Below are 25,092 nucleotides of genomic sequence, written 5' to 3' on the forward strand. Positions count from 1 at the left end.
CACTATGCAAAATAAACAATTGACCATAAGCTCCAGCAACATTACCCGCTGCTTCCTGCTGTTTATCGTGCTGCTGACGATCGGCATCGGCCTGTATGGCTACAACTACACCAACGCCTGGCTGGCGGAAAAGAAGTACACGCTGAACAGCATCGCCGGTTCGCTGCAAAAGCGTATCGATGCCTACCGCTATATGACCTATCAGGTCTATGACAAATTCGGCAATGCGCCGGCGCAGAATGTCGATCCCGGTTTGCAGGAAACCCGCCTGCGGCCCGATGTCTATTATGTCGAGAAACCGCACAAGAAAACCGACGCGGTGATCTTCGGCAGCCATGACGAAAACACGCTGGCGATGATCGCCAACATCTCGGACTACCTGGACACCCGCTGGGGCGCCAAGACCGAGAACTACGCCATGTATTACCTCAATGGTCAGGACAATAGCCTCAGCCTGATCACCACCCAGCCGCTCAAAGAGCTGGCTTCGCGCTTTCGGGAAAGCTACCTGACCACCTCGGCGGACGAACGCCGCGCCGAGATGCTGCAACAGGCCAATATGCTCGACGAACGCGAGAGCTTTTCCGACCTGCGCAAGCAGCGCTTCCAGAACGCCTATTCGTTTTCGATTCGCACCACTTTCAATCAGCCGGGGCATCTGGCGACGGTGATCGCCTTCGATTTGCCAATCAACGACATCATTCCGGCCAATCTGGCTCGCGCCAATTTCCTGCTGCTGCCGGACGATGTCGATCTCGACGATAGCGCCATCCCGGCGGAAACCGTCCTCGGTACCCATGCGACGATGAGCGGCGGCTGGGTGGAGTTCAGCGCCGCTCTGCCCAATGCGCCGCTGAAGGTGATGTATCGCGTTTCGGCCATCAATCTGGCCATCGATCTGCTGCGCAACAACATTTGGCTGATCGCAGTCAACTTGCTGCTGCTGGCGCTGTCGATGCTGAGCATCTACTTTATCCGCCGTCAGTACATTCGCCCGAGCGAAAATATGGCGGTAGAGCTGGAGGCCGAGCGCGCGCTGAATCAGGAGATCGTCTCCAGCCTGCCCTCCGGCCTACTGGTCTACAGCTTCGCCAACAATACGGTGATCGCCAGCAACAAAATCGCCGAGCACCTGCTGCCGCACCTCAGCCTGCAAAAGATCGCCCATATGGCCGAACAGCATCACGGGGTGATCCAGGCGACGGTCAACAACGAGGTGTATGAAATCCGCATTTTCCGCAGCCAGCTGTCGCCGGACACCTACCTGTTCCTGATGCACGATCAGGATAAAGAGGTGATGGTGAACAAGCGGCTGCAGCAGGCGCGGCGCGAATACGACAAAAACGTTCAGGCGCGCAAGCTGATGCTGCACAATCTTGGCATTGAGCTGAATCAGCCGGTACGCAAGATGCACGATCTGGTCGACAGCCTGCGCAACCAGCCGGATGAGGAACAACAGCAGGCGCTGCTGGGCCAGCTGACGGCGGCGTCGGCTTCGGTGCTGGAGTTGATCGATAACATCACCCTGCTGACCCGGCTGGAAACCCAAGACTGGCAACCGACGCGCGAACCGTTCAACCCGACGGCGATGATCGACGAGTTGCTGCTTGAGGCCCTGCCTGCCCTGAATCAGAAGGGGCTGGCGCTGTTCAAGCATTTCCAGCTGGACGTCGAGCAGAACTATATCGGCGACGCCAACGCGCTGCGCAAGGTGATCTCGCTGCTGGTGCATTACGCCATTATCACCACCGCCTGCGGCAAGGTTTCTCTGGTTATCGACCATGAGCCCGAGCACCCTGACCGCCTGATTTTCCAAATTAACGATACCGGCTCTGGCATCTCCAACGAAGAGATCAGCAACCTTAACTATCCGTTCCTCAGCCAGACGCTGGTGGATCGCTTCAACCACGGTTCCGGCCTCACTTTCTTCCTGTGCAATCAGCTGTGCAAGAAGCTTAACGGCCAGTTGGACATTCGCAGCAAGGTGGATATCGGCACTCGCTACACCATTCGCGTCGCCATGGAGATGGAGAAAAAAGAGCCGCAGGAGCAGGAAAAGCTGCTCGACGGCGTCACCGCCTTGCTGGACGTCACGTCGGATGAAGTGCGCGGCATCGTGACCCGTCTGCTGCAGGCCTACGGCGCCGACTGCCTCGTCGCCGAAGATCGCGCGGTCAATCGCGATTATGACGTGCTGCTGACCGATAACCCGCAGCGCGCCGATGATTACACCCTGTTGCTGGCGACCGATGAGCCGGGCTGGCAAGCGCTGGATAAACGCTACATTCGGGTGAACTATAATCTGAACGGCGCATTAATCGACGCCGTGCTGATGCTGATCGAACAGCAAATGGCCGCGCTGGAACAGGAAGAAAGCCCGCTTTCATTGAGCTCAGAAGATATCCAACTCTATGAAAAACAATTGAAATCAAGTGATTACTATGGGCTGTTTGTCGATACAGTACCCGACGATGTCAAAAAACTGTATACTGAGGCGGGCAGCAGTGATTTCAATGCGCTGTCACAAACCGCACACCGCTTGAAAGGCGTGTTTGCCATGTTAAATCTGCTTCCCGGCAAGCAGCTGTGCGAATCGTTAGAACAGCGCATCGCAGAAGGTGATGCGCCCGAGATCGAGAATAACATCAGTCAGATTGATTTTTTCGTCAGCAGACTGCTGAAGCAAGGTAGCCAACAACATGAATAACCTGAACGTAATTATTGCTGATGACCATCCTATCGTACTGTTTGGCATCCGGAAGTCACTTGAGCAAATTGAATGGGTGAATGTCGTTGGGGAGTTCGAAGACTCAACCGCACTGATCAACAATCTGTCCAAGCTGGACGCCAACGTGCTGATCACCGATCTGTCGATGCCGGGTGACAAATATGGCGACGGCATCACGCTGATTAAATACATCAAGCGTCATTATCCGCAGTTGTCGATCATCGTGCTGACCATGAACAACAACCCGGCGATCCTGAGCGCGGTATTGGATCTGGATATCGAAGGCATCGTGCTGAAACAAGGCGCGCCGACCGATCTGCCGAAGGCGCTGGCCGCCCTGCAAAAAGGCAAGAAGTTCACGCCGGAAAGCGTCTCCAAACTGCTGGAGAAGATCAGCGCCAGCGGCTATGGCGACAAACGCCTGTCGCCGAAAGAGAGTGAAGTGCTGCGTCTGTTTGCCGAAGGTTTCCTGGTGACCGAAATCGCCAAGAAACTCAACCGCAGCATCAAAACCATCAGCAGCCAGAAGAAATCGGCGATGATGAAGCTGGGCGTCGAAAACGACATCGCCCTGCTCAACTACCTCTCGTCCGTCAGCATGACGCCGTTGGACAAAGACTAAAGCCCGCCTCACGGCAGGTTAACGCCAAACAGGCACGGCATCCGCCGTGCCTGTTTGCTTTTCAGACCTCGCTGCGGTTGTAGCGTACCTGCTGGCTGTAATAAGCCAGCGTCTGCTCCAGCGTCTCCAGCGTAACCGGCTTCGACAGGCAATTATCCATGCCCGCCTCGAGGCAGCGCTGTTTCTCTTCCGCCAACGCGTTCGCCGTCACGCCGATCACCGGCGCGCTGAACTGCATCTGCCGCAAGGCCTGCGTCAGACGATAGCCGTCCATGTTCGGCATATTGACGTCGGTCAGCACAATATCGACGTGGTGCTGTTTCAGCACGCCGAGCGCGTCGACGCCGTCGTTGGCGGTCACCACCTGATACCCCAGCGACCCCAGCTGATCGGAAAGCAGGCGACGGTTGATCGGATGATCGTCAACCACCAGCAGATAGATATCGCCGTTGTCCGCCGCACTGGCCTTGGCGGGCACCGGCAGCTGTACCAGCGCCTCTGCCGCGCCGTTGCCGACGCCGAACAACCGGTTGATTAAGGTCAGCGTTTCACGCGGCGTAGAGGTGCTGTGCATCCAATAGCCCGGCCGGGTTTCCTGCGATGGACCGATATGTTCGGTGGAGAACTGGATCTGAGCCAGCAGCGGCGTGTTCAGCATCAGCGGGTAATCGCTGAGCATCACCTCGCCGGCGACGGTATCCTGCCCGTCATAGCGCTGGATATCGGCGCCGTAGCCGCCCAGAATCGCCATCAGGTAACTTTCCAGGCGCTGATTGCGGATATCCAGCCACAGCCGCCGGCCCTGCCAGGTATCGCTGGCCTGCGGGATCGGGAACTGGGCGTTAAACAATGGAATGCGAATACTGAACAAGCTGCCCAGCCCCGGTTCGGACTCGACGGAGACGTCGCCGTCCATCAGGTTGACCAACTTCTCGCAGATCGCCAGCCCCAAACCGGTTCCCTGGAAGTGGCGCTGCACGCCGGTTCCCACCTGGAAGAACGGATCGAACAGGCGCGAGATTTCCTTCTCCGGGATACCGACGCCGGTATCGCGCACGCTGAATTCCAGGTAGCTGCCGCGGGTGCAGACCTGCAGCACGATACAGCCGGTATCGGTGAACTTGATGGCGTTGTTCACCAGGTTGGAGAGCACCTGCTGCAGCCGCACCGGATCGCCGAAAATGCGCTCCGGCACGTTCTGTTCGATAAAGCAGTACAGCCCCAGACGTTTCTTCACCACCAGCGGCAAATAGTTGCCGGCGATATGAGTGATCACCTCCAGGCAGGAGAACTCGCGCGGTTCGATCTTCAGCTGCTCGGACTCGATTTTGGAGAAATCGAGAATATCGCTGATGATTTTCAGCAGCAGGCCGGAAGAGTTATTCATCGCGTTGACCAGCCGATCGACCCCTTGCGGCAGCGCCTTGGTCTGCAGCAAATCGAGGTTGCCGATAATGCCGTACAGCGGCGTGCGCAACTCATGGCTGACGGTAGCCAGGAACATCGATTTGGACTGGCTGGCCTGCTCCGCCGCCGCCGCCATCTCCTGCAGCGACTCTTCCATCTTCACGCGCGCGCTGACGTCCACCAGTACGCAGATCGCCACTTCTTCGTTGCGGTAGCGCGAGTGGACAAAGCTGATCTGCAGGTTGTTATTGTTGCTGGTCATCACATCGACGAAATTCGCCTGCTGTTCGCAAATGATGCGCGTAATGCGATCGCGATCTTCGTGGGTCAACAGGTTGATGTAGTTGTGCGCCAGTTCGTTACTCAGGATATTGGTGCCGTCGCTGATACGCAGGATGCAGATGCCCACCGGCGCCGAGGCGACAATCTTGCGGTTGAACTGCTCGTGTTCTTCCAGACGGAAGGCGTTCTCCTCCGCCGGCAAGAACATCTTGCGCTCAAACAGCCAGGCCAGCGTGAACAGCACGATAGCCGATAACAGGTTCAGCAACAGCGCGTTGAGGATCAGCATCTTGAAGCGTTCCACCACGCTTTTCACCGGCAGCGCATAAACGATGCTCAATGACGAAGGCGGCAACGCTTTCTTCAGGATCAGGTCGCGGTAATTGTCGACATAGCCGAAGTAGGCATGATCTGCGGGATAGTGGTTCAGTGAGGCGGCATAGCGATCGCCGTCCGCCAGGCGCAGCACCGGCTCGTTATTCTCATCCAGCAGCGTGACGCCGATCGGCAGGCTGCCGGCGGTGACGAAATCTTCCAGCCGGACGGTTTGCTCGATGCCCAGCAGCGCCTCCAGCTTATTACCGATATAGAGAGGCGTCAGCACATACAGATAACCGATGTCGGGCCGCTGCGCACTGGGGCTGATCCAATACAGGTTGTTGTCTTTGTCCAGATTCTTGGCGTTGCGGTATTTCAGAATGCGCTCATGCAGGGACTTCAGCACGTTTTCCCGATTGGCGCTCGCGTTGCCGCCGCCGAATTCCGCCATGCACAGGCTGTCGCCGCCGATGAAGAACACCCGGTTAAGATCGTAGGCCGCCACGAAGTTCTCTTTCCAGTACTGGATCAGGCCACTCAGCGAATCGAGCGAACTGCGGTAGGTGGTGCTCAGCGTGCAGTTGGACTCCGGATACAGCGGAAAGAATTGCGGCGGGCTGCCTTTGCCGGGAAACACGCCGCTGAACATGTCCAGGCTGCTGACCGAACCGTTGAGGCGATTCTCCGCCATATACTTGATGTCGCGGATGATGTCGGCGGAGTGACGGATGTAGCCCTGCGCCTGATCGAAGTTGAGGTTGTACTCCTGCCGGATGTCAGATTCTTTCTGATGCAGGATATTCAGAATATAAAAGGTGGTGAGCAGCGCCCCCAACGACCACAGCAAAATCGCCAGTACCCGGAACAGATAGCGGGATATCTTCAGCGTAGTTCGAAAAGAGGCTAAGTATTTCAATCGGATACCATACGAAAGTCAGTGACGGCGCGCGTTGTCGCCGGCGCGGCGGCCGGCGGCTCGGTGCGCCAATTAAACCATATAACTGAAAAAGGGCCTAGCATCGCTGCCAGGCCCTTTTGTCTCAGTGCATTACGGTGTCGGCATGCCGACGCCCTCACCTTGCTTAAACGTTGTCGTCGTCCATCGGCTCAGCCGCGTCGTCGCCATCGTCCAGCGGCGTAGTGTCTTCTTCCACCGCTTCCGCGCCCGGTTCCAGGCTGTCCAGCTCTTCGTCTTCCACCGGCTCGGCCACGCGCTGCAGACCGACGACGTTTTCGTCTTCCGCCGTACGGATCAGCGTCACGCCCTGGGTGTTACGGCCCACCACGCTGACTTCCGAAACGCGGGTACGCACCAGCGTGCCGGCATCGGTGATCATCATGATCTGGTCGCTGGTTTCCACCTGTACGGCACCGACCACCTGGCCGTTACGCTCGCTCACCTTGATGGAGATAACCCCCTGAGTGGCGCGCGATTTGGTCGGATACTCGGTCACCGCGGTGCGTTTACCGAAGCCGTTTTGCGTCACGGTCAGGATGTCGCCCTCGCCGCGCGGCACGATCAGTGAGATCACGCTGTCGCCTTCGCCGAGGTTGATGCCGCGCACGCCGGTCGCGGTACGGCCCATCGAACGCACCTGCGTTTCCGGGAAGCGCACCACTTTACCGTTGGCGGAGAACAGCATCACTTCGTTGCTGCCGTCGGTCAGATCGACGCCGATCAGCTCGTCGCCCTCGTTGAGGTTGACGGCGATGATGCCGGCGCTGCGTGGGCGGCTGAACTCGGTCAGCGCGGTTTTCTTCACGGTACCGCTGGCGGTGGCCATGAATACGTGGCGCCCTTCTTCATACTCGCGCACCGGCAGAATGGCGGTGATACGCTCATCGGCTTCCAGCGGCAGCAGGTTGACGATTGGGCGACCGCGCGCGCCACGGCTGGCTTCAGGCAGTTGGTACACCTTCATCCAATACAGGCGGCCACGGCTGGAGAAGCACAGGATCGTATCGTGGGTGTTGGCCACCAGCAGGCGATCGATAAAGTCTTCTTCTTTAATACGCGCGGCGGACTTGCCTTTGCCGCCGCGGCGCTGCGCTTCATAGTCGGACAGCGGCTGATACTTCACGTAACCCTGGTGAGACAGGGTCACCACCACATCTTCCTGGTTGATCAGGTCTTCGATGTTGATGTCGGAAGTATTGGCGGTGATCTCGGTGCGACGGCCGTCGTTGTACAGCTCTTTGACCGCCACCAGCTCTTCGCGGATCACTTCCATCAGGCGCTCTGGGCTTTCCAGAATAAAGATCAGCTCGGCGATAAAGTTGAGCAGTTCTTTATATTCGTCCAGCAGCTTCTCGTGCTCCAGGCCGGTCAGTTTCTGCAGGCGCAGATCCAGAATTGCCTGAGCCTGCTGCTCGGTCAGGTAGTATTTGCCGTCGCGGATGCCGAACTCCGGCTCCAGCCACTCAGGGCGAGCGGCGTCGTCACCGGCGCGTTCCAGCATGGCGCTGACGTTGCCCAGATCCCACGGCTGCGCCACCAGCGCGACTTTCGCTTCCGCCGGGGTCGGCGCACGGCGAATCAGCTCGATAATCGGGTCGATGTTGGCCAGCGCGATAGCCAGCGCTTCCAGAATATGGGCGCGGTCGCGGGCCTTGCGCAGTTCGAAGATGGTACGGCGGGTGACCACTTCGCGGCGGTGGCGCACGAAGGCTTCGAGGATGTCTTTCAGGTTCAGCAGTTTAGGCTGCCCCTGATGCAGCGCGACCATGTTGATGCCGAAGGTGACCTGCAGTTGCGTCAGCGCATACAGGTTGTTCAGCACCACTTCGCCGACCGCGTCGCGTTTGACTTCGATCACGATGCGCATGCCGTCTTTATCGGACTCGTCGCGCAGCGCGCTGATGCCTTCGACGCGTTTCTCTTTCACCAGCTCGGCGATCTTCTCGATCAGACGCGCCTTGTTCACCTGATACGGGATTTCGTGAACGATGATGGTTTCGCGCCCGGTCTTGGCGTCGGCTTCCACTTCTGCGCGCGCGCGCAGGTAGACTTTGCCGCGCCCGGTGCGATAGGCCTCTTCAATGCCGCGGCGGCCGTTGATGATCGCCGCCGTCGGGAAGTCCGGCCCCGGGATGTGTTCCATCAGCCCTTCGATGCTGATGTTTTCATCGTCGATATAGGCCAGGCAGCCGTTGACGACTTCCGCCAGGTTGTGCGGCGGAATATTGGTGGCCATGCCCACGGCGATGCCCGACGAGCCGTTGACCAGCAGGTTCGGGATCTTGGTCGGCATGACGGCCGGGATCTGCTCGGTGCCATCATAGTTAGGCACGAAGTCGACGGTTTCTTTTTCCAGATCCGCCAACAGTTCGTGAGCAATCTTGGACATGCGCACTTCGGTATAACGCATCGCCGCCGCGGAGTCGCCGTCGACGGAACCGAAGTTACCCTGGCCGTCCACCAGCATGTAGCGCAGTGAAAACGGCTGAGCCATACGCACGATAGTGTCGTAAACCGCGCTGTCACCGTGCGGGTGATATTTACCGATCACGTCCCCGACGACACGGGCCGATTTCTTGTATGGTTTATTCCAGTCGTTACCCAATACGCTCATCGCGTACAGAACGCGGCGGTGAACCGGCTTCAGTCCATCACGAACATCTGGCAGCGCACGTCCGACAATAACGGACATCGCATAGTCCAGATACGAGTTTTTCAACTCGTCTTCGATGTTTACCGGTGTGATTTCTCTGGCAAGGTCGCTCATGGAGCTGCTATCCCTCTACTAATGATTCATCTGCCCGCTGCCATAGTGGCAAAGGTGTAAAACTATATCACAAAGCACGCTTTACGGGAAAATAACCGCCGTTGTTTCACGGAAATTGTGCAGATAAGTGCGCTAAAAACGCATCGGCACAGACGATGCCGCGCCGGAACATGTATAATCCGCGCAACGAGAACAAGGAGCCAGACAAGCCCATGAACGCAGAATCATCCAGCCGAGTGCAAAACGTTGACCACCAGGAAATCGCCAAGTTCGAGGCCGTCGCCTCCCGCTGGTGGGATCTGGAAGGCGAGTTCAAACCGCTGCACCGCATCAACCCGCTGCGCCTGAACTACATCATGCAGCGCGCCGGCGGCATTTTTGACAAGCAGGTGCTCGACGTGGGCTGCGGCGGCGGCATTCTGGCGGAGAGCATGGCGCGCGAAGGCGCCAAGGTAACCGGGCTGGACATGGGCGCGGAGCCGCTGCAGGTCGCCCGGCTGCACGCGCTGGAAAGCGGCGTGAACGTGACTTACGTGCAGGAGACGGTGGAAAGCCACGCTCAGGCCAACCCGCAGCGCTACGACGTGGTCACCTGCATGGAGATGCTGGAGCACGTGCCGGATCCGGCCTCGGTGGTGCGCGCCTGCGCCCAACTGGTGAAACCGGGCGGCCACGTGTTCTTCTCCACCATCAACCGCAACACCAAAGCCTGGTTGATGGCGGTGATCGGCGCGGAGTACGTGCTGAAGATGGTGCCGCAGGGCACCCACGATCATAAGAAGTTTATTCGCCCTTCCGAATTGATCGGCTGGGTCGACGGCACGCCGCTGCGCGAAAAGCACATGATCGGCCTGCATTACAACCCGATCACCGATCATTTCAAGCTTGGGCGCAACGTTGACGTGAACTACATGGTGCACACCCAGCACGAAGGCTGAGCGCTGTAAACCGCGCCGGCCCTACGTTATCGGGGTTCGGCGCCAACGCGCTGTTAGGAAAAATACCTAATTTCCGCGACTTCGATCAAAATCGTGGTTGTAGACAGTTTTTTAGAATATTAAATCAGATCAATATGCCGTTTTTTTCTAACGTTTAATAAAGCGCCAAACGATCGGTTTTTTCAGTTTTTCAGTAAAATCTGATCTCGCTTATTGACAAGCTTGTCGCGCCAGTCACGGCGCGCACTGCGAACGGCAAGTTACATTTCACCCCCAAGTTATCCACAAATTAGGCCGGTTTTGTTCACTTGCAAACGCCGTTTTTTCTCACTATCTTGTTACCTCACCGACATACAACCCCTATATATAGTGTTTACATACTGAGCAGAGCGACTACACTTCTGCTTAGGGGCACCATACGGACAGGTAAAACACCACATGAACCAAAGTCTGCTTGTAACTAAACGCGATGGCCGTAAAGAGCGCATCAACCTCGACAAAATCCACCGGGTCATCGATTGGGCCGCAGAAGGATTGCACAACGTCTCGGTTTCTCAAGTAGAGTTGCGTTCCCACATTCAGTTTTATGACGGCATCAAAACTGCCGACATTCACGAAACCATCATCAAAGCCGCTGCCGATCTGATCTCCCGCGATGCGCCGGACTATCAGTACCTGGCCGCTCGCCTGGCGATCTTCCACCTGCGTAAAAAGGCTTACGGTCAGTTCGAACCGCCGAAGCTGCACGCTCACGTGACCCGCATGGTCGAGATGGGCAAATACGATAAACATCTGCTGGAAGACTACAGCGCTGAAGAGTTCGAGCAGATGGACTCCTTTATCGATCACTGGCGCGACATGAACTTCTCTTATGCCGCCGTCAAGCAGCTGGAAGGCAAGTATCTGGTGCAGAACCGCGTCAGCGGCGAGATCTACGAAAGCGCCCAGTTCCTGTACATGCTGGTGTCCGCGTGCCTGTTCTCCAACTACCCGCGTGAAACTCGTCTGGACTACGTCAAACGTTTCTACGACGCGATTTCCACCTTCAAGATTTCGCTGCCTACGCCGATCATGTCCGGCGTACGCACCCCAACCCGCCAGTTCAGCTCCTGCGTGCTGATCGAGTGCGGCGACAGCCTGGACTCCATCAACGCCACCTCCAGCGCCATTGTGAAATACGTTTCGCAACGCGCCGGCATCGGCATCAACGCCGGCCGCATCCGCGCGCTGGGCAGCCCGATCCGTGGCGGGGAAGCCTTCCATACCGGCTGCATCCCGTTCTACAAACACTTCCAGACCGCCGTCAAATCCTGCTCGCAGGGCGGCGTGCGCGGTGGCGCGGCAACGCTGTTCTACCCGATGTGGCACCTGGAAGTGGAAAGCCTGCTGGTGCTGAAAAACAACCGCGGCGTTGAAGGCAACCGCGTGCGTCACATGGACTACGGCGTGCAGCTGAACCGCCTGATGTACCAGCGTCTGATCAAGGGCGAAGACATCACCCTGTTCAGCCCGTCCGACGTGCCGGGGCTGTATGACGCATTCTTCGCCGATCAGGACGAATTCGAGCGTCTGTACACTCAGTACGAAAAAGACGACAGCATTCGCCAGAAGCGCGTGAAAGCGGTTGAGCTGTTCTCGCTGATGATGCAAGAACGCGCCTCTACCGGCCGCATCTACATCCAGAACGTCGACCACTGCAACACCCACAGCCCGTTCGATCCGCAGATCGCGCCGGTGCGTCAGTCCAACCTGTGCCTGGAAATCGCCCTGCCGACCAAGCCGCTGGAAGACGTCAACGACGAGAACGGCGAAATTGCGCTGTGCACCCTGTCCGCCTTCAACCTGGGCGCGATCGACAGCCTGGACGATCTGGAAGAGCTGGCGACCCTGGCGGTGCGTTCACTCGACGCCCTGCTGGATTATCAGGATTATCCGATCAAGGCCGCACACCGTGGCGCGATGGGGCGTCGCACCCTGGGCATTGGCGTGATCAACTTCGCCTATTACCTGGCGAAGAACGGCGTGCGCTACTCCGATGGCAGCGCCAACAACCTGACCCACAAAACGTTCGAAGCCATTCAGTACTACCTGCTGAAAGCCTCCAACCGCCTGGCTCAGGAACAAGGCGCTTGCCCGTGGTTCAAAGAAACCACCTATTCGCAGGGTATCCTGCCGATCGACACCTACAAGAAAGACCTGGATGCGATCTGCAACGAACCGCTGCACTACGACTGGGAAACCCTGCGTAAAGAGATCCAGGAAACCGGTCTGCGCAACTCGACGCTGTCCGCCCTGATGCCGTCGGAAACCTCTTCGCAGATTTCCAACGCCACCAACGGCATCGAGCCGCCGCGCGGCCACATCAGCATCAAGGCGTCGAAAGACGGCATCCTGCGCCAGGTGGTGCCGGAGTATGAGCGTCTGAAAGACAACTACGAGCTGCTGTGGGAAATGCCGAGCAACGACGGCTATCTGCAGCTGGTGGGGCTGATGCAGAAATTCATCGACCAGTCGATTTCGGCCAACACCAACTACGATCCGACCCGCTTCCCGGGCGGCAAGGTGCCGATGAAGCAGCTGTTGAAAGACCTGCTCACCACCTACAAGTTCGGCGTGAAAACGCTGTACTACCAAAACACCCGCGACGGCGCGGAAGACGCCCAGGAAGATTTGCAGCCTGCCAAGGCCGGCGATGATGACTGCGAAAGCGGCGCCTGCAAGATCTAAAGTTTGACCTAGCGGGCCGGAATTTTCCGGCCCCTTCATTTAGCCACGTTACGATGGATTCAGGCTTATGGCTTACACCACTTTTTCTCAGACCAAAAACGACCAGCTGCAAGAGCCGATGTTCTTCGGCCAATCGGTAAACGTTGCGCGTTTCGACCAGCAAAAGCATGAAATCTTCGAAAAACTGATCGAAAAACAGCTCTCCTTCTTCTGGCGCCCGGAAGAGGTTGACGTCTCTCGCGATCGCATCGATTATCAGGCGCTGCCGGAGCACGAGAAGCACATCTTCATCAGCAACCTGAAGTATCAGACCCTGCTGGACTCCATTCAGGGCCGCAGCCCGAACGTCGCCCTGCTGCCGCTGATCTCGATCCCTGAACTGGAAACCTGGGTGGAAACCTGGTCGTTCTCCGAGACCATCCACTCCCGTTCCTACACCCACATCATCCGCAACATCGTCAACGATCCGGCGCTGGTGTTCGACGACATCGTCACCAACGAAGAGATCAAGAAGCGCGCGAAAGACATTTCCGGCTACTACGACGATCTGATCGAGATGACCAGCTACTATCACCTGCTGGGTGAAGGCACCCACCAGGTGAACGGTAAAACCGTCACCGTCAATCTGCGTGCGCTGAAGAAGCAGCTGTACCTGTGCCTGATGAGCGTGAACGCGCTGGAAGCGATCCGCTTCTACGTCAGCTTTGCCTGCTCCTTCGCGTTCGCCGAGCGCGAATTGATGGAAGGCAACGCCAAGATCATCAAACTGATCGCCCGCGACGAAGCGCTGCACCTGACCGGCACCCAGCACATGCTGAACCTGATGCGTTCCGGCGCCGACGATCCTGAAATGGCGGAGATCGCCGAGGAGTGCCAGCAAGAGTGCTACGATCTGTTCGTGCTGGCCGCCCAGCAGGAGAAAGAGTGGGCGGAATACCTGTTCCGCGACGGCTCGATGATTGGCCTGAACAAAGACATCCTGTGCCAGTATGTGGAATACATCACCAATATCCGCATGCAGGCGGTCGGCCTCGGTCTGCCGTTCGAAACCCGCTCCAACCCGATCCCGTGGATCAACGCCTGGTTGGTGTCCGACAACGTGCAGGTAGCGCCGCAGGAAGTGGAAGTGAGCTCTTACCTGGTTGGCCAGATCGACTCGGAGATCAACGCCGACGACCTGAGCGACTTCGAACTGTAAGCGATGGCGACGCCAACCGTAACGCTGCGCGCCGCCGGCACGCAGCTCTCTTGCCCTAACAGTGAAAACTGCCTGCTCGACGTGCTGGAACTGCACGACGTGCAGGTGGAGTACCAATGCCGCTCCGGCTATTGCGGCGCCTGCCGCCTGAAGCTGGTGAAAGGCGAAGTAGCCTACCGCCAACAGCCGCTGGCGTTTATCAACGCCGGTGAAATCCTGCCCTGCTGCTGCATGCCGCTGACGGATATCGAGCTGGAAATGTAAAGTCGGGTGCCGGAAACCGCGCCTGGAGACCAGAAGGCGGGGTTGCCCCCGCCCTAGGATTACCTCTTCACCTCACACGCCAACCTGATCAGGATAGTGATATTTTCCTGGTAGATTTTCAGCTCGCACAGCGAGTCTCTTATCATCCAGATAAATAACAAAACCGTAATACATACAACGGTTAGCGAGTGAAACACATGCCTTAAGCGCATGCTTGCCTCCTTGCTGTGAAGGGGCTACCATACCGGTGTCTAGGCGGTATGTGCAGCCCCATTCTGATTGAGAGTCAGTCTGGGGCTTTCATCTATCCGCCCTGTCACACAATGCCCAAGACGAACAGTCTCAAGCACCCGTCAAGAGAGTAACAGCATTCCCTCACCGCGAATATCCCCTATAAGATTATGATTAATCAGGGATATATAACTATCCTCAAAGTATCTCGCTTAGCGCCCCTTTCCCGCCGATGTGGAAAAATAACGCGCCGGGGAATCGCCGAAGGCTTTACGAAACATGGCGATAAAATTGCTCGGCGAGGCATACCCCAGCGCCTCCGCAATCTGCAGCACCGTTTCGCCTTCGGCCAGCTTCGCCAATGCATATGACAACCGGGCCTGCTGACGCCACTGGGCAAAACTCAACCCCGTCTCGCCGATCATCAGCCGCCGCAGGGTACGCGGCGACATCGCCCCCCATTCAGCCCACGCCTCCAGTGAACGTTCGCTCCCCGGTTGCGCCAGCAAGGCCTGCAGAACGCCGGCCAGGCGCGGATGGAACGACATCGGCAAATACAGCGGCTCCGTCGGCGCCTGACGTATCTCATCCCGCATCACCTGCGCCATACGATCCTGCTCCAGGGTAAGCGCGCAGCGTTTATCCCAGCCTTCCGCACGCTGAGCCAGCGCCTGCAGCACGGCGCTGATGCCGATAACGCAAGGTGTATTCGACAGATCGTGGCAGGCCTCAGGCGCCAGCAGCAAACTCCAGCCGCTCAGCGCGCCGCAAACCTGCACCCGGTGCTCCGTCGCCGGCGGGATCCAACCCGCCCGCTGAGGCGGCAGCACCCAATCGCCCTGCGCCGTGCGTACATGCAGCAAGCCGCTTTCGACGCACAGCAACTGCCCGCGCACATGCTGATGCCAGTCGTATTCTCGCGTGCCCAACCGATACTCCCGGCCTGCCGCGTCGCGGCCGCCAAGAGCGATCAGCCAGGGGCCCGCGGACCATTCGCTGCAGTCAGCGTCGAGGGCATGAAGGTTTGCATCCATATTGGCCACTAATCACTATTTTTAGTCCAGATACCGTTATACCAACCTTTTCCCGCGCCGACATAATGAAATGCTTCCGGCCGCGACCGTCTGCGGCCACTGACACACGAGGGAACATGATGACAACACTCAGCATTGGCATTATCGGCGCCGGGCCCGGCGGCCTGTGTCTGGCTCAGGGACTGCGCCGCTTCGGCATCCACGCCACGGTATTTGAACGCGACGCCACACCGCAGGCGCGCGATCAGGGCTACCGGCTGCGCATCGATCCGTCGGGCCAGCAGGCGCTGGCCGCCTGTCTGCCGCCGGCACACTACCGGTTGCTCTGCGCCGGCAGCGCGCAAAACAGCGGCGAGAGCAATCTATGGGATCCGCAGCTTGCCCCGCTCACCGGCCGGCGCCCCGAGCACTGGTTGCCCTCCAGCCAGCGCCAAACGCAAGAACCGGGCGGCGATCTCGGCATTCATCGCCAAACGCTGCGCGAGATCCTGCTTACCGGTCTGCAAGATCAGGTGCGCTTCGGCCATACCTTGCGTGAATTTGCACAAACGCCGCAGGGCGTGGAACTGCAGTTCGCCAACGGCGAGCAAGTGCGGGTCGATGTGCTGATCGCCGCCGACGGCGTCAACTCGCTGGTACGGCGGCGCTGCCTGCCTGAGGCGGGGCCCAAAGACAGCGGCGCGGTCACCCTTTACGGTAAAACGCCGCTCGATGCGGCGACCGGGGCCCAATTGGCCCCCGAGCTGCTGAACGGCGTATCGGTGATCTTCGCCGACGGCGTGTCGCTGGTGGTTGAACCGATGCGCTTTCAGGCCCCCATGGCGCAGCTGGCGGCCGACTACGCGCCCGATTGCCGCCTCTCACCGGTCGACGACTATCTCTATTGGGCCTGTATCGGATCGGCTGGGCGTCTCGGCGGGCCGGTGCGAACTGAGGGAACCGCTGCGCTGCAGGCGCGCGTACGGCATATCTCGCAGGGATGGGCGCCCGCCTTGCAAACGGCGTTAGCGCTGGCGGATCCCCTGTCGCTCAGCGTGCGGACGGTGCAGGTTACGGCGGCGATGCCAGAATGGCACAGCGAACGCATCGCCTTTCTCGGCGACGCCGTGCACGCCATGAGCCCGGCGGGTGGGCTCGGCGCCAACACCGCACTGGTAGACGCCGCCAGCCTGGCGGCGCATCTGGCGCACTCAGACAGCGCCGCGCAGGCGCTCAGGAACTACGGTACAGAGCTGCAAACGCGAGGCGCCGCGGCAATACGTCTTTCACGCCTGGCGTCCGAACAGCTACAACAAAACAGTGAGGCAGACAACTCAGCGCCATGAGCGTCACTCGATAATTTCCACCACCTCCAGCCAGGCGTTTTTACCGCACGCCTGGCCCCCATTCAGCCAGCGGCGCAGCATATCCAACGCCAGCATCGCGACCGACTCCTGACGCAGCCGCAGGCCGTGGCGCGACGCGCGATAACGCACGGTCTGGCCAATGCCGCCGCGAGGCGTGTGCAGCGCAATACTCACCTGCTCATCGCGCATGGCGCTGACCGCCAACGCCAACGGCGCGCCGGTCAATTCTGCCAGCGAGCGGGCGCGCGCCAGCGTCGTTTCCAGCGTTTCGATGCAGTGCGCCGGCAGCAGCTCGCCACCCGCCAGAGGCGCCCCTTCGCTCTGCAGCTGCAGATTGATCAAACCGCCGCTGAACTGCTCGCTCAACGCCAGCTTCAGCCCTTGCTGATTCAGACGCTGCGTCAGCGTCGCCGGCAACCCGTCGGTGCCTTCAAAGATGCAGTTGTCCCCCGCCACTTCGCGCACGCGTCGCCAGGCCAGCTCCATCTCCGCACGCCGGCTTTCCGGCCCGGTCAGCTTCAGTTCGATGATCGGGCTGGAGGAACGGTAACCCAACACCACGTCCGGCGGCAGCGGCATGCCGTCCAGCTCGGCGGCCAGATCGCTCTCGGAGGTGCCGAAGGTCGTCAGGCGCAGGCACAGCGGCGGCGCCGGCAAGGTGAAGCGCTGGCGCAGACGCGGCACGATCTGCTGTTCAACCATCACTTTGAATTCCGACGGCACGCCGGGGGTGAAGAACATCAGGCATTGGTTCAGCTGCAGCGCGAACCCGCAGGCGGTGCCCACCGGGTTATCCAGCATTTCCGCGTTGGCCGGGATCTGCGCCTGCTTGCGGTTGGAAGGGGCCATCGGCCGCCCGCGCTCGGCGAAATAGGCTTCCATGCGCGCCACCCAGTCGGCCCGTTCGACCAGCTCTACGCCGCTGGCTTTCGCGGCGGCCAGCGCGCTGAGATCGTCGCTGGTCGGCCCCAGGCCGCCGTTGACGATCAACACATCGGCGATGTGGCTGCGTTCCTGCAGGATCTCGATCAACGCAGAGAGGCTGTCCCCGACCGTTTCCCGCCCGCTCATCGGCACCCCCTGCTGGAACAGGTAGTCCGCCAGCCAGGCGGCGTTGGTATCAATAATTTGCCCGTGCAGCACCTCATCGCCGGTGCTGAGCATCTCCACCCTTAACATTGATCTCTCCCACATTTTTTGGTCATTCCACTATAGAAGCCCGTAAATAACTTTTCACTAGCCGCCTGCGGATAATTTCAGCCATGGGTTCGTTTCTCATGTGCCATGCCGGTCGCCACGATGTAAATATTTATGTACACCGCGCGTAACGCCGGTTTGACACAAATTAGGGCTTCCACTATCCTGCCATCCTCATAAATCGTTACCTATAATTTTCAAAATCTTTCGGCTGGTAGAGAAAAAACGTGAAGAATCGCACTCTTGGCAGTGTTTTTATCGTGGCGGGCACCACCATTGGCGCCGGGATGCTGGCGATGCCACTGGCGGCGGCCGGCGTCGGCTTCGGCGTCACGCTGGCCTTACTGGTCGGGCTGTGGCTATTGATGTGTTACACCGCGCTGCTGCTGGTAGAGGTTTACCAGCATGAGCAGGCGGATACCGGTCTGGGTACCCTCGCCAAACGTTATCTCGGCGGCGGCGGCCAATGGCTGACCAGCTTCAGCATGATGTTTCTGATGTACGCCCTCACCGCCGCCTACATCAGCGGCGCCGGCGAATTGCTCGCCACCAGTATCAGCCAATGGACATCGCAGGACTTCCCGGTGTCGCTCGGCGTTCTGTTGTTCACCCTGGTGGCCGGTGGCGTAGTGTGCATCGGTACCCACTCGGTCGACTTGTTCAACCGTATCCTGTTCAGCGCCAAAGTGGTATTTCTGGTGGTGATGCTCGGCCTGATGTTGCCGAATATCCACCAAACCAACCTGATGACGTTGCCGCTGGAGCAAGGCCTGGCGCTGTCGGCCATTCCGGTGATCTTCACCTCATTTGGCTTCCACGGCAGCGTGCCGAGCATCGTCAACTACATGGGCGGCAACATTCGCAAACTGCGTTGGGTGTTTATCATCGGCAGCGCCATCCCGCTGATCGCCTATATCTTCTGGCAACTGGCGACGCTGGGCAGCATCAGCTCCGACACCTTCGTCGGCATTCTGGCACAGCAGGCCGGGCTGAATGGCCTGTTGCAGGCGGTGCGTGATGCAGTAGCTTCGCCGCACGTTGAACTGGCGGTGCACCTGTTCGCCGATCTGGCGCTGGCGACCTCGTTCCTCGGCGTTGCGCTTGGGCTGTTCGATTTCCTGGCTGACCTGTTCAAGCGGCAAGATAACGTGCGTGGCCGCCTGCAAACCGGCGCCATCACCTTCCTGCCGCCGCTGGCCTTCGCGCTGTTCTACCCGCGCGGTTTCGTGCTGGCGCTGGGTTTCGCCGCCATCGCCCTGTCGGTGCTGGCGCTGCTGCTGCCTTCGCTGCTGGTGTGGAAAACCCGCCAAAAACATCAGGCGCAGTATCGCGTCTGGGGCGGCACCCCAGCGCTGGCGTTGGTGTTTGTCTGCGGGGTAACGGTGATCGCCATCCAACTGGGCATCGCCAGCGGCATGCTGCCGGCGGTCGGGTAAGCGACGAAAGACAAGAAATGATAAAGAGAAAGGGGCCGCAATGGCCCCTTTTTGCTGAGCGTCAGAAGCTCAGACCGACACCGACATAAGGGCCATCGGCCAGGGTGTTGTCGCGACGCCCGTCTTTGCCTTCCATCTGCATGTAACGGTAGCCCACGTCCACGCTCAGCGGACGGAACTTCCAGCGCAGGCCGCCGCTGGCTTCGTTATAGGCCTTCACGCCGCTGGTGAAAGACTCAGGGGCAAAGTAACCTTCGCCGTGCAGGCTGAAGTAACGGTTAATCTCCCACTCCAGGCCGCCGCCCAGCGCCACCGCCCCGCCGCTCTTCCCGTCTTTCGGGCTGAGGTACAGCGCTTTGGCGCCCACGGTCGCCGTCAACGGCCCCAGCGGCACGCCGAAGTTCAACCCCACGCTGCCGACGTTGCCGTCATGGTCGCTGCGCGCCCAGTTGCCGGTCAGGCCCAGACCTGAAGAGCCGGTGCTCATGCCAACGCCCAGGTTGGTGTAGTGCTGCCCGGCTTCGCCCGACACGCTGATGGCGTTCGCCGCGCCGGTCACCAACAGCAATCCTGCCGCGCACGCGACCCAAGTCTTTTTCATCATCTTTCCCTCTGGTTTGTCATCCGTACCGAATGATCGAATCAACGCATAATAATAACGTCACGAGTCTATACCAAAGCGCAATGAGTATTTAAGGGATAAAAGCGAAAAAATTCTTCAATAATCAAATAAATGTAAAAATTTGCAAACAAAAATCCATATTCGTCAAGGCGATGCCAACGATAACCGAGACCTATTTGCCGTCGCTCGGCAATAGGGCTACAACTAGTAGTGGCTTTGACCAAGGTCAGGGGAAGAAGCCCCGCCAAAGGACTATGCTGATGAACGCTTAAACCGCCCGAGTCTTTACTTAAATGCACTACGATAAGGAGCAAGTGATGAGCAAGAAAGGACTGACCACCGCAGCCGGCGCCCCGGTTGTCGATAACAATAACGTGATCACCGCGGGCAAACGCGGCCCGATGCTGTTGCAGGACGTGTGGTTCCTGGAAAAACTGGCCCACTTCGACCGTGAAGTCATCCCCGAGCGCCGCATGCATGCCAAGGGATCCGGCGCCTACGGTACCTTTACCGTCACCCACGACATCACCCGCTACACCCGCGCCAAGATCTTCTCCGAAATCGGTAAGCAGACCGACATGTTTATCCGCTTCTCCACCGTCGCCGGTGAACGCGGCGCCGCCGACGCCGAACGCGACATTCGCGGCTTCGCCATGAAGTTCTATACCGAAGAAGGCAACTGGGATCTGGTGGGTAACGATACGCCGGTGTTCTATCTGCGCGATCCGCTGAAATTCCCCGATCTCAACCACGTGGTGAAACGCGATCCGCATACCAACCTGCGTAACCCGGTCTACAAGTGGGACTTCTTCTCCCACCTGCCGGAATCACTGCACCAGTTGACCATCGACTTCAGCGATCGCGGTATTCCGAAGTCCTACCGCCACATGCACGGCTTCGGCAGCCACACCTTCAGCTTTATCAATGCCGCCAACGAGCGCTTCTGGGTGAAATTCCACTTCCGCTGCGAACAAGGCATTGAAAACCTGATGGATGAAGAAGCGGAAGCGATCATCGCCAAGGATCGCGAAAGCTCACAGCGCGATCTGTTCGAGGCGATCAAACGCGGCGACTTCCCGCGCTGGAAGCTGCAAATTCAGATCATGCCGGAACACGAGGCCTCGCAGACGCCCTATAACCCGTTCGATCTGACCAAGGTGTGGCCGCACGGCGACTACCCGCTGATCGACGTCGGCTATTTCGAGCTCAACCGCAACCCCGACAACTACTTCTCCGAGGTCGAGCAGGTAGCGATGAACCCCGCCAACGTGGTGCCGGGCATCAGCTTCTCGCCGGATAAAATGCTGCAGGGCCGTCTGTTCTCCTATGGCGATGCGCACCGCTACCGCCTGGGCGTCAACCACCACCAGATCCCGGTGAACGGCGCCAAATGCCCGTTCCACAACTACCATCGCGACGGCGCGATGCGCGTGGACGGCAACAGCGGCAACGGCGCCACCTACGAACCGAACAGCTTCGGCCTGTTCCAGGAGCAGCCGGACTTCAGCGAACCGCCGCTGAGCATTGAGGGCGCGGCCGACCACTGGAACCATCGTGAAGACGACGATTACTACAGCCAGCCGCGCGCGCTGTTCAACCTGCTGAGCGCCGAAGAGCACCAGCGCATGTTCACCCGCATCGCCGGCGAACTGTCGCAGGTGCCGGAACAGATCCAGCGCCGTCAGGTCGAGCTGTTCACCAAGGTGCACCCGGACTACGGCGCCGGCGTCGCCAAGGCGTTGGGGCTGAAATAACCTCCTGCGGCCATCCACTCAGCCGCCCTTTCGGGCGGCTTTTTTATGCCTGGGAGAGACGCTGCGCCACCCACTGCTGCAACTGGCGGCGCGAAATCTTGATGCCGCCGTTTTTCAGCTCGTCAGGCAGCGGAAGCAATGCCGTCGGGCGTTGGAAATTGGCCAGCTTATCCTGCGACCAGGCGAGCAGCGCCCCCAACGACAGCCCCGGATCGCCGTCGATCACCGCCACCGGCCGCTGGCCGAATTCGGCGTCCGCCATCGGCACTACAAACGCCTGCGTGATCTGCGGGTGCGCCGCCAGCACGCGTTCGATATCCTCGGGCTGCACCCCTTCGCCGCCGCTGAAAAACAGGTTGTCCAGCCGGCCGAGAATGCGCAGTTCCCCCTCCGCCATCACGCCGCGATCGCGGGTCGCGAACCAGCCCTGCTCATCGGCCAACGGCTGCAGATGCCCATGACGCCAGTAGCCGAGCGCCAGGCTGTCGGCGCGGATCCAGACCTCTTCGTCCACCAGTTTTACTTCGCGGCCGCCGAGCGGCAGGCCGACGCCCGGCCGCGCATCGGCGCGCTTGGCGCACACCGTGGAGGCCAGTTCGGTCAGCCCGTAGCCGCACCAGCAGCGGATCCCCGCCGCCTCCGCCCGTTCGGTCAACTCCACCGGGATCATCGCTCCGCCGAGCAGCACCGCCTTCAACGTCATGCCCGTCAGCGGTTGCGCCAACAGCCGCCAGAGCTGCGTCGGCACCAGCGAAGCATGCGTGCATCCTGCCAATGCCTCCGCCAGCGGGTGCGTCTCGCGCACCGCCAGCCGCGCGCCCGCCGCCAGCCAGCGCCAGACGATGCCCTGGCCAGAAACATGAAACAGCGGCAGTGACAACAGCCAGCAATCCTCGCGTTGAAAATCCATCAGCTGCAACACCCCGGCGGCGCTGGCCAGATGATTGGCGTAGCTGTGCACGGCCGCTTTCGGCATGCCGCTGGAACCGGAAGTCAACGTCAGCGTCGCCAGACGCTGCGCATCCCACGTCGGCAGGTCTGGCCAACGCGGCTCGGTCGAGGGCGGCGTCAATCGAATCACGTCCTCCGGCAGCGCCGGCAACGAGTCCGGGCCGAAGACAAAGGTCATATCCAATTCCGGCAACAGCTGCGCCAGCAGCGGCGTCGGCAAGGCGGGATTAAGCGGCAACAGGCGCGCGCCGCATTGCAGCAGCGCCAGATAGGCCAGCAGCAGTGGATAGCTGTTTTTACCGCACAGCGCCACGCCGCAGCCCGGTTCAACGCCCTGATGCTGGAAATCCGCCGCCAGCTCATCCACCTGGCTTTGCAACGCCAGCCAGCTCAGCGGTTGTTCGCCGAGCATCAGCGCCGTCGCCTGCGGCTGAGTGCGCGCCCAGTGTCGCCACGGCCAATCGTTCAACGGCGCCATAGGCACTCCAACGCCGAGACATCCAGCAGCGGCAACGCGCTGCCCGGCCACGGGCGCAGCACTTGCGCCTGCATCAACCCCAGCGTGTCCAGGCCCGGCACGGTATCCGGCGTCAGCCAATGGGCAATGCGCGCCAGTTGGGTCAACCCCAGGCTGGATTCGAGGCTGGAACTGATCACCGCCGTCAGGCCCGCCGCGTGCGCCTGCGCCACCAGCGTCTGGCAACGCGCCAGGCTGCCGACCAGCGTCGGCTTGATCACGATGGCCGCTACACCCGGCTCGGCCTGCACCACAAAATCCGCCTCGCGCACGCTCTCATCCCAGGCGATGGCAATGCCGGTCGCCCGGGCGAAATCACGCGATTCATCACGGGTCTTGCAGGGCTCTTCCAGGAAGGCGATGCGATCGCGCCACGCTGGGTTAACGTACCTGGCGAAGCCGTCGGCCTTGGCGCGGGTCCAGCTGCGGTTGGCGTCCAGCCGCAGCCGCAGATCCGGCAGCGCCTCCAGCAGCACGTTGACGATCATGCCGTCGCGCACCGCCTCATACAGCCCTACTTTCACCTTGGCGACTTTCTCGCCCGGCAAAGCGCTCAATGTCTCGAACAGCTCGTCCGGATCGCCGGTGCACAGCGGCGCCTTGCGGAAATCCGCCTGCGTCGGCAAACGCTGCTCCAGCTCGGCCTGCGCACAGCTGAGCCCAAAGGCCACCGAGGGCAGCTCGCTGTCATCCGGTTCGTTGCCCGCCAGCCACGCCTGCAGCCAGTCCAATGCGGCTCGTTCGGCCTGTTCCAGCGTTTCCCGGCTGAACTCCGGCAGCGGCGCGATCTCGCCCCACCCCTCACGCTCGCCCTGACACAGCTGCACCACCCATCCGTCACGCGTTTTCAACCGCTGATTGCGCAGCACCACGCCCGCCTCCATCGGCAGGCTGTAACGGTATAGCGCCGCGCTGCGGTTTGCCCCGCTCATTACGGGTTACGCTTGAATTTGCTGAAATCCGGCTGGCGCTTCTCGTTGAAGGCGTTGCGCCCTTCCTGCCCTTCGTCGGTCATGTAGAACAACATGGTGGCGTTGCCCGCCAGCTCCTGCAAACCGGCCTGGCCGTCGCAGTCGGCGTTCAGCGCCGCCTTCAGGCAGCGCAGCGCCATCGGGCTGTTCTGCAGCATTTCGCGGCACCAGCGCACCGTCTCTTTTTCCAGATCGGCCAGCGGCACCACGGTATTGACCAGCCCCATGTCCAGCGCGGCGGCGGCGTCGTACTGGCGGCACAGGAACCAGATTTCGCGCGCCTTCTTCTGGCCGACGATGCGCGCCATGTAAGACGCCCCCCAGCCGCCGTCGAACGAGCCCACTTTCGGGCCGGTCTGGCCGAAGATGGCGTTATCCGCCGCGATGGTCAGATCGCACATCATGTGCAACACGTGGCCGCCGCCGATCGAATAACCGGCCACCATCGCCACCACCGGTTTCGGGCAGGTGCGGATCTGGCGCTGGAAGTCCAGCACGTTGAGGTGGTGTACGCCGCTGTCGTCGCGATAGCCGCCGTAGTCGCCGCGCACTTTCTGATCGCCGCCGGAGCAGAAGGCCTTATCGCCGGCGCCGGTGAGAATAATGACGCCGATGCCGTCGTCGTAACGGGCGTTGGCCAGCGCGTCGATCATCTCTTTGACCGTTTGCGGGCGGAACGCATTGCGCACCTGCGGCCGGTTGATGGTGATTTTGGCGATGCCGTCGGCGGACTTGTGATACAGAATGTCTTCGAAATCGCCGGTGCAATCCTGCCAGGCGATGGCGGCATACAGCTGTTCTTCATTCGGATAAAGCATGTTCGG

18 protein-coding genes are annotated in these 25,092 nt (G+C 59.9%); 9 read left to right on the top strand and 9 right to left on the bottom strand.

All coding sequences use genetic code 11. The annotated features are described in order from the left end of the window. Positions 1–4 precede the first annotated feature (4 nt). Positions 5–2,707 carry a phosphotransferase RcsD gene (gene rcsD, locus ACJ8IJ_RS04785; RefSeq protein ID WP_442518318.1) on the top strand — a complete coding sequence of 901 codons (2,703 nt, stop codon included), beginning with the start codon at positions 5–7 and terminating at the stop codon, positions 2,705–2,707. Beyond that, on the top strand, positions 2,700–3,350 hold the full coding sequence (gene rcsB, locus ACJ8IJ_RS04790; protein WP_004935900.1) for a response regulator transcription factor RcsB: 651 nt from the start codon (positions 2,700–2,702) through the stop codon (positions 3,348–3,350). The genes rcsD and rcsB overlap by 8 nt, the downstream gene beginning before the upstream one ends. 61 nt (positions 3,351–3,411) lie before the next feature. Here rcsB and rcsC read toward each other — a convergent pair whose 3' ends face one another. Both rcsC and gyrA read right to left on the bottom strand, forming a co-directional pair. After that, a complete protein-coding gene (rcsC, locus tag ACJ8IJ_RS04795; protein WP_131164974.1) occupies positions 3,412–6,273 on the bottom strand; it encodes a two-component system sensor histidine kinase RcsC in 2,862 nt (953 codons plus the stop codon). Between the two features lie 166 nt (positions 6,274–6,439). Continuing rightward, positions 6,440–9,082: a DNA topoisomerase (ATP-hydrolyzing) subunit A gene (gyrA, locus tag ACJ8IJ_RS04800; RefSeq protein ID WP_004935906.1), complete on the bottom strand. Its 2,643-nt coding sequence runs from the start codon at positions 9,080–9,082 to the stop codon at positions 6,440–6,442. Between the two features lie 212 nt (positions 9,083–9,294). Here gyrA and ubiG point away from each other — a divergent pair, with 212 nt between their 5' ends. The 4 genes from ubiG to yfaE all read left to right on the top strand — a co-directional run bounded on the left by ubiG (position 9,295) and on the right by yfaE (position 14,209). Further along, positions 9,295–10,020 carry a bifunctional 2-polyprenyl-6-hydroxyphenol methylase/3-demethylubiquinol 3-O-methyltransferase UbiG gene (gene ubiG / locus ACJ8IJ_RS04805; protein WP_154871019.1) on the top strand — a complete coding sequence of 242 codons (726 nt, stop codon included), beginning with the start codon at positions 9,295–9,297 and terminating at the stop codon, positions 10,018–10,020. 438 nt (positions 10,021–10,458) lie between these two features. Then, positions 10,459–12,747: a class 1a ribonucleoside-diphosphate reductase subunit alpha gene (nrdA, locus tag ACJ8IJ_RS04810; RefSeq protein ID WP_004935912.1), complete on the top strand. Its 2,289-nt coding sequence runs from the start codon at positions 10,459–10,461 to the stop codon at positions 12,745–12,747. Positions 12,748–12,814: 67 nt separating this feature from the next. After that, entirely contained in the window at positions 12,815–13,945 is a 1,131-nt protein-coding gene (gene nrdB / locus ACJ8IJ_RS04815) for a class Ia ribonucleoside-diphosphate reductase subunit beta (protein ID WP_004935915.1), read from the top strand. Between the two features lie 3 nt (positions 13,946–13,948). Then, positions 13,949–14,209 (top strand): class I ribonucleotide reductase maintenance protein YfaE, encoded by a 261-nt coding sequence (gene yfaE / locus ACJ8IJ_RS04820; RefSeq protein ID WP_015378558.1) that lies wholly within the window; start codon positions 13,949–13,951, stop codon positions 14,207–14,209. Between the two features lie 59 nt (positions 14,210–14,268). Here the strand turns inward: yfaE and ACJ8IJ_RS04825 are convergent, their stop codons facing one another. Both ACJ8IJ_RS04825 and ACJ8IJ_RS04830 read right to left on the bottom strand, forming a co-directional pair. Next, complete coding sequence (locus tag ACJ8IJ_RS04825) at positions 14,269–14,421, bottom strand: Hok/Gef family protein (RefSeq protein ID WP_004935921.1); 153 nt, start codon at positions 14,419–14,421, stop codon at positions 14,269–14,271. A gap of 231 nt (positions 14,422–14,652) precedes the next feature. Then, a complete protein-coding gene (locus ACJ8IJ_RS04830) occupies positions 14,653–15,474 on the bottom strand; it encodes an AraC family transcriptional regulator (RefSeq protein ID WP_442518319.1) in 822 nt (273 codons plus the stop codon). Between the two features lie 116 nt (positions 15,475–15,590). Here ACJ8IJ_RS04830 and ACJ8IJ_RS04835 point away from each other — a divergent pair, with 116 nt between their 5' ends. After that, entirely contained in the window at positions 15,591–16,799 is a 1,209-nt protein-coding gene (locus ACJ8IJ_RS04835) for an FAD-dependent oxidoreductase (RefSeq protein ID WP_442518320.1), read from the top strand. A 3-nt stretch (positions 16,800–16,802) separates the two neighbouring features. Here ACJ8IJ_RS04835 and ACJ8IJ_RS04840 read toward each other — a convergent pair whose 3' ends face one another. Next, positions 16,803–17,999: a nicotinamide mononucleotide deamidase-related protein YfaY gene (locus tag ACJ8IJ_RS04840; protein WP_004935929.1), complete on the bottom strand. Its 1,197-nt coding sequence runs from the start codon at positions 17,997–17,999 to the stop codon at positions 16,803–16,805. Between the two features lie 245 nt (positions 18,000–18,244). Here ACJ8IJ_RS04840 and tyrP point away from each other — a divergent pair, with 245 nt between their 5' ends. Continuing rightward, positions 18,245–19,453, top strand: coding sequence for a tyrosine transporter TyrP (gene tyrP, locus ACJ8IJ_RS04845; protein WP_004935940.1), 1,209 nt, complete (start codon positions 18,245–18,247; stop codon positions 19,451–19,453). Between the two features lie 61 nt (positions 19,454–19,514). Here tyrP and ACJ8IJ_RS04850 read toward each other — a convergent pair whose 3' ends face one another. Continuing rightward, positions 19,515–20,054 carry a YfaZ family outer membrane protein gene (locus ACJ8IJ_RS04850; RefSeq protein WP_004935943.1) on the bottom strand — a complete coding sequence of 180 codons (540 nt, stop codon included), beginning with the start codon at positions 20,052–20,054 and terminating at the stop codon, positions 19,515–19,517. A gap of 338 nt (positions 20,055–20,392) precedes the next feature. Between ACJ8IJ_RS04850 and katA the strand changes: the two genes are divergently transcribed. Then, a complete protein-coding gene (gene katA / locus ACJ8IJ_RS04855; RefSeq protein WP_015378563.1) occupies positions 20,393–21,829 on the top strand; it encodes a catalase KatA in 1,437 nt (478 codons plus the stop codon). Between the two features lie 43 nt (positions 21,830–21,872). Here katA and menE read toward each other — a convergent pair whose 3' ends face one another. The 3 genes from menE to menB are packed head-to-tail and all read right to left on the bottom strand — an operon-like array spanning position 21,873 to position 25,086. Continuing rightward, complete coding sequence (gene menE, locus ACJ8IJ_RS04860; protein WP_442518321.1) at positions 21,873–23,258, bottom strand: o-succinylbenzoate--CoA ligase; 1,386 nt, start codon at positions 23,256–23,258, stop codon at positions 21,873–21,875. Continuing rightward, entirely contained in the window at positions 23,246–24,229 is a 984-nt protein-coding gene (gene menC / locus ACJ8IJ_RS04865) for an o-succinylbenzoate synthase (RefSeq protein WP_442518322.1), read from the bottom strand. Before menC ends, menE begins: the two co-directional genes overlap by 13 nt. Further along, on the bottom strand, positions 24,229–25,086 hold the full coding sequence (gene menB / locus ACJ8IJ_RS04870; RefSeq protein WP_033635308.1) for a 1,4-dihydroxy-2-naphthoyl-CoA synthase: 858 nt from the start codon (positions 25,084–25,086) through the stop codon (positions 24,229–24,231). Before menB ends, menC begins: the two co-directional genes overlap by 1 nt. Positions 25,087–25,092: the final 6 nt, after the last annotated feature.

Source organism: Serratia sp. CY40230 (genome assembly GCF_052168835.1).
Taxonomy (GTDB): domain Bacteria; phylum Pseudomonadota; class Gammaproteobacteria; order Enterobacterales; family Enterobacteriaceae; genus Serratia; species Serratia nematodiphila.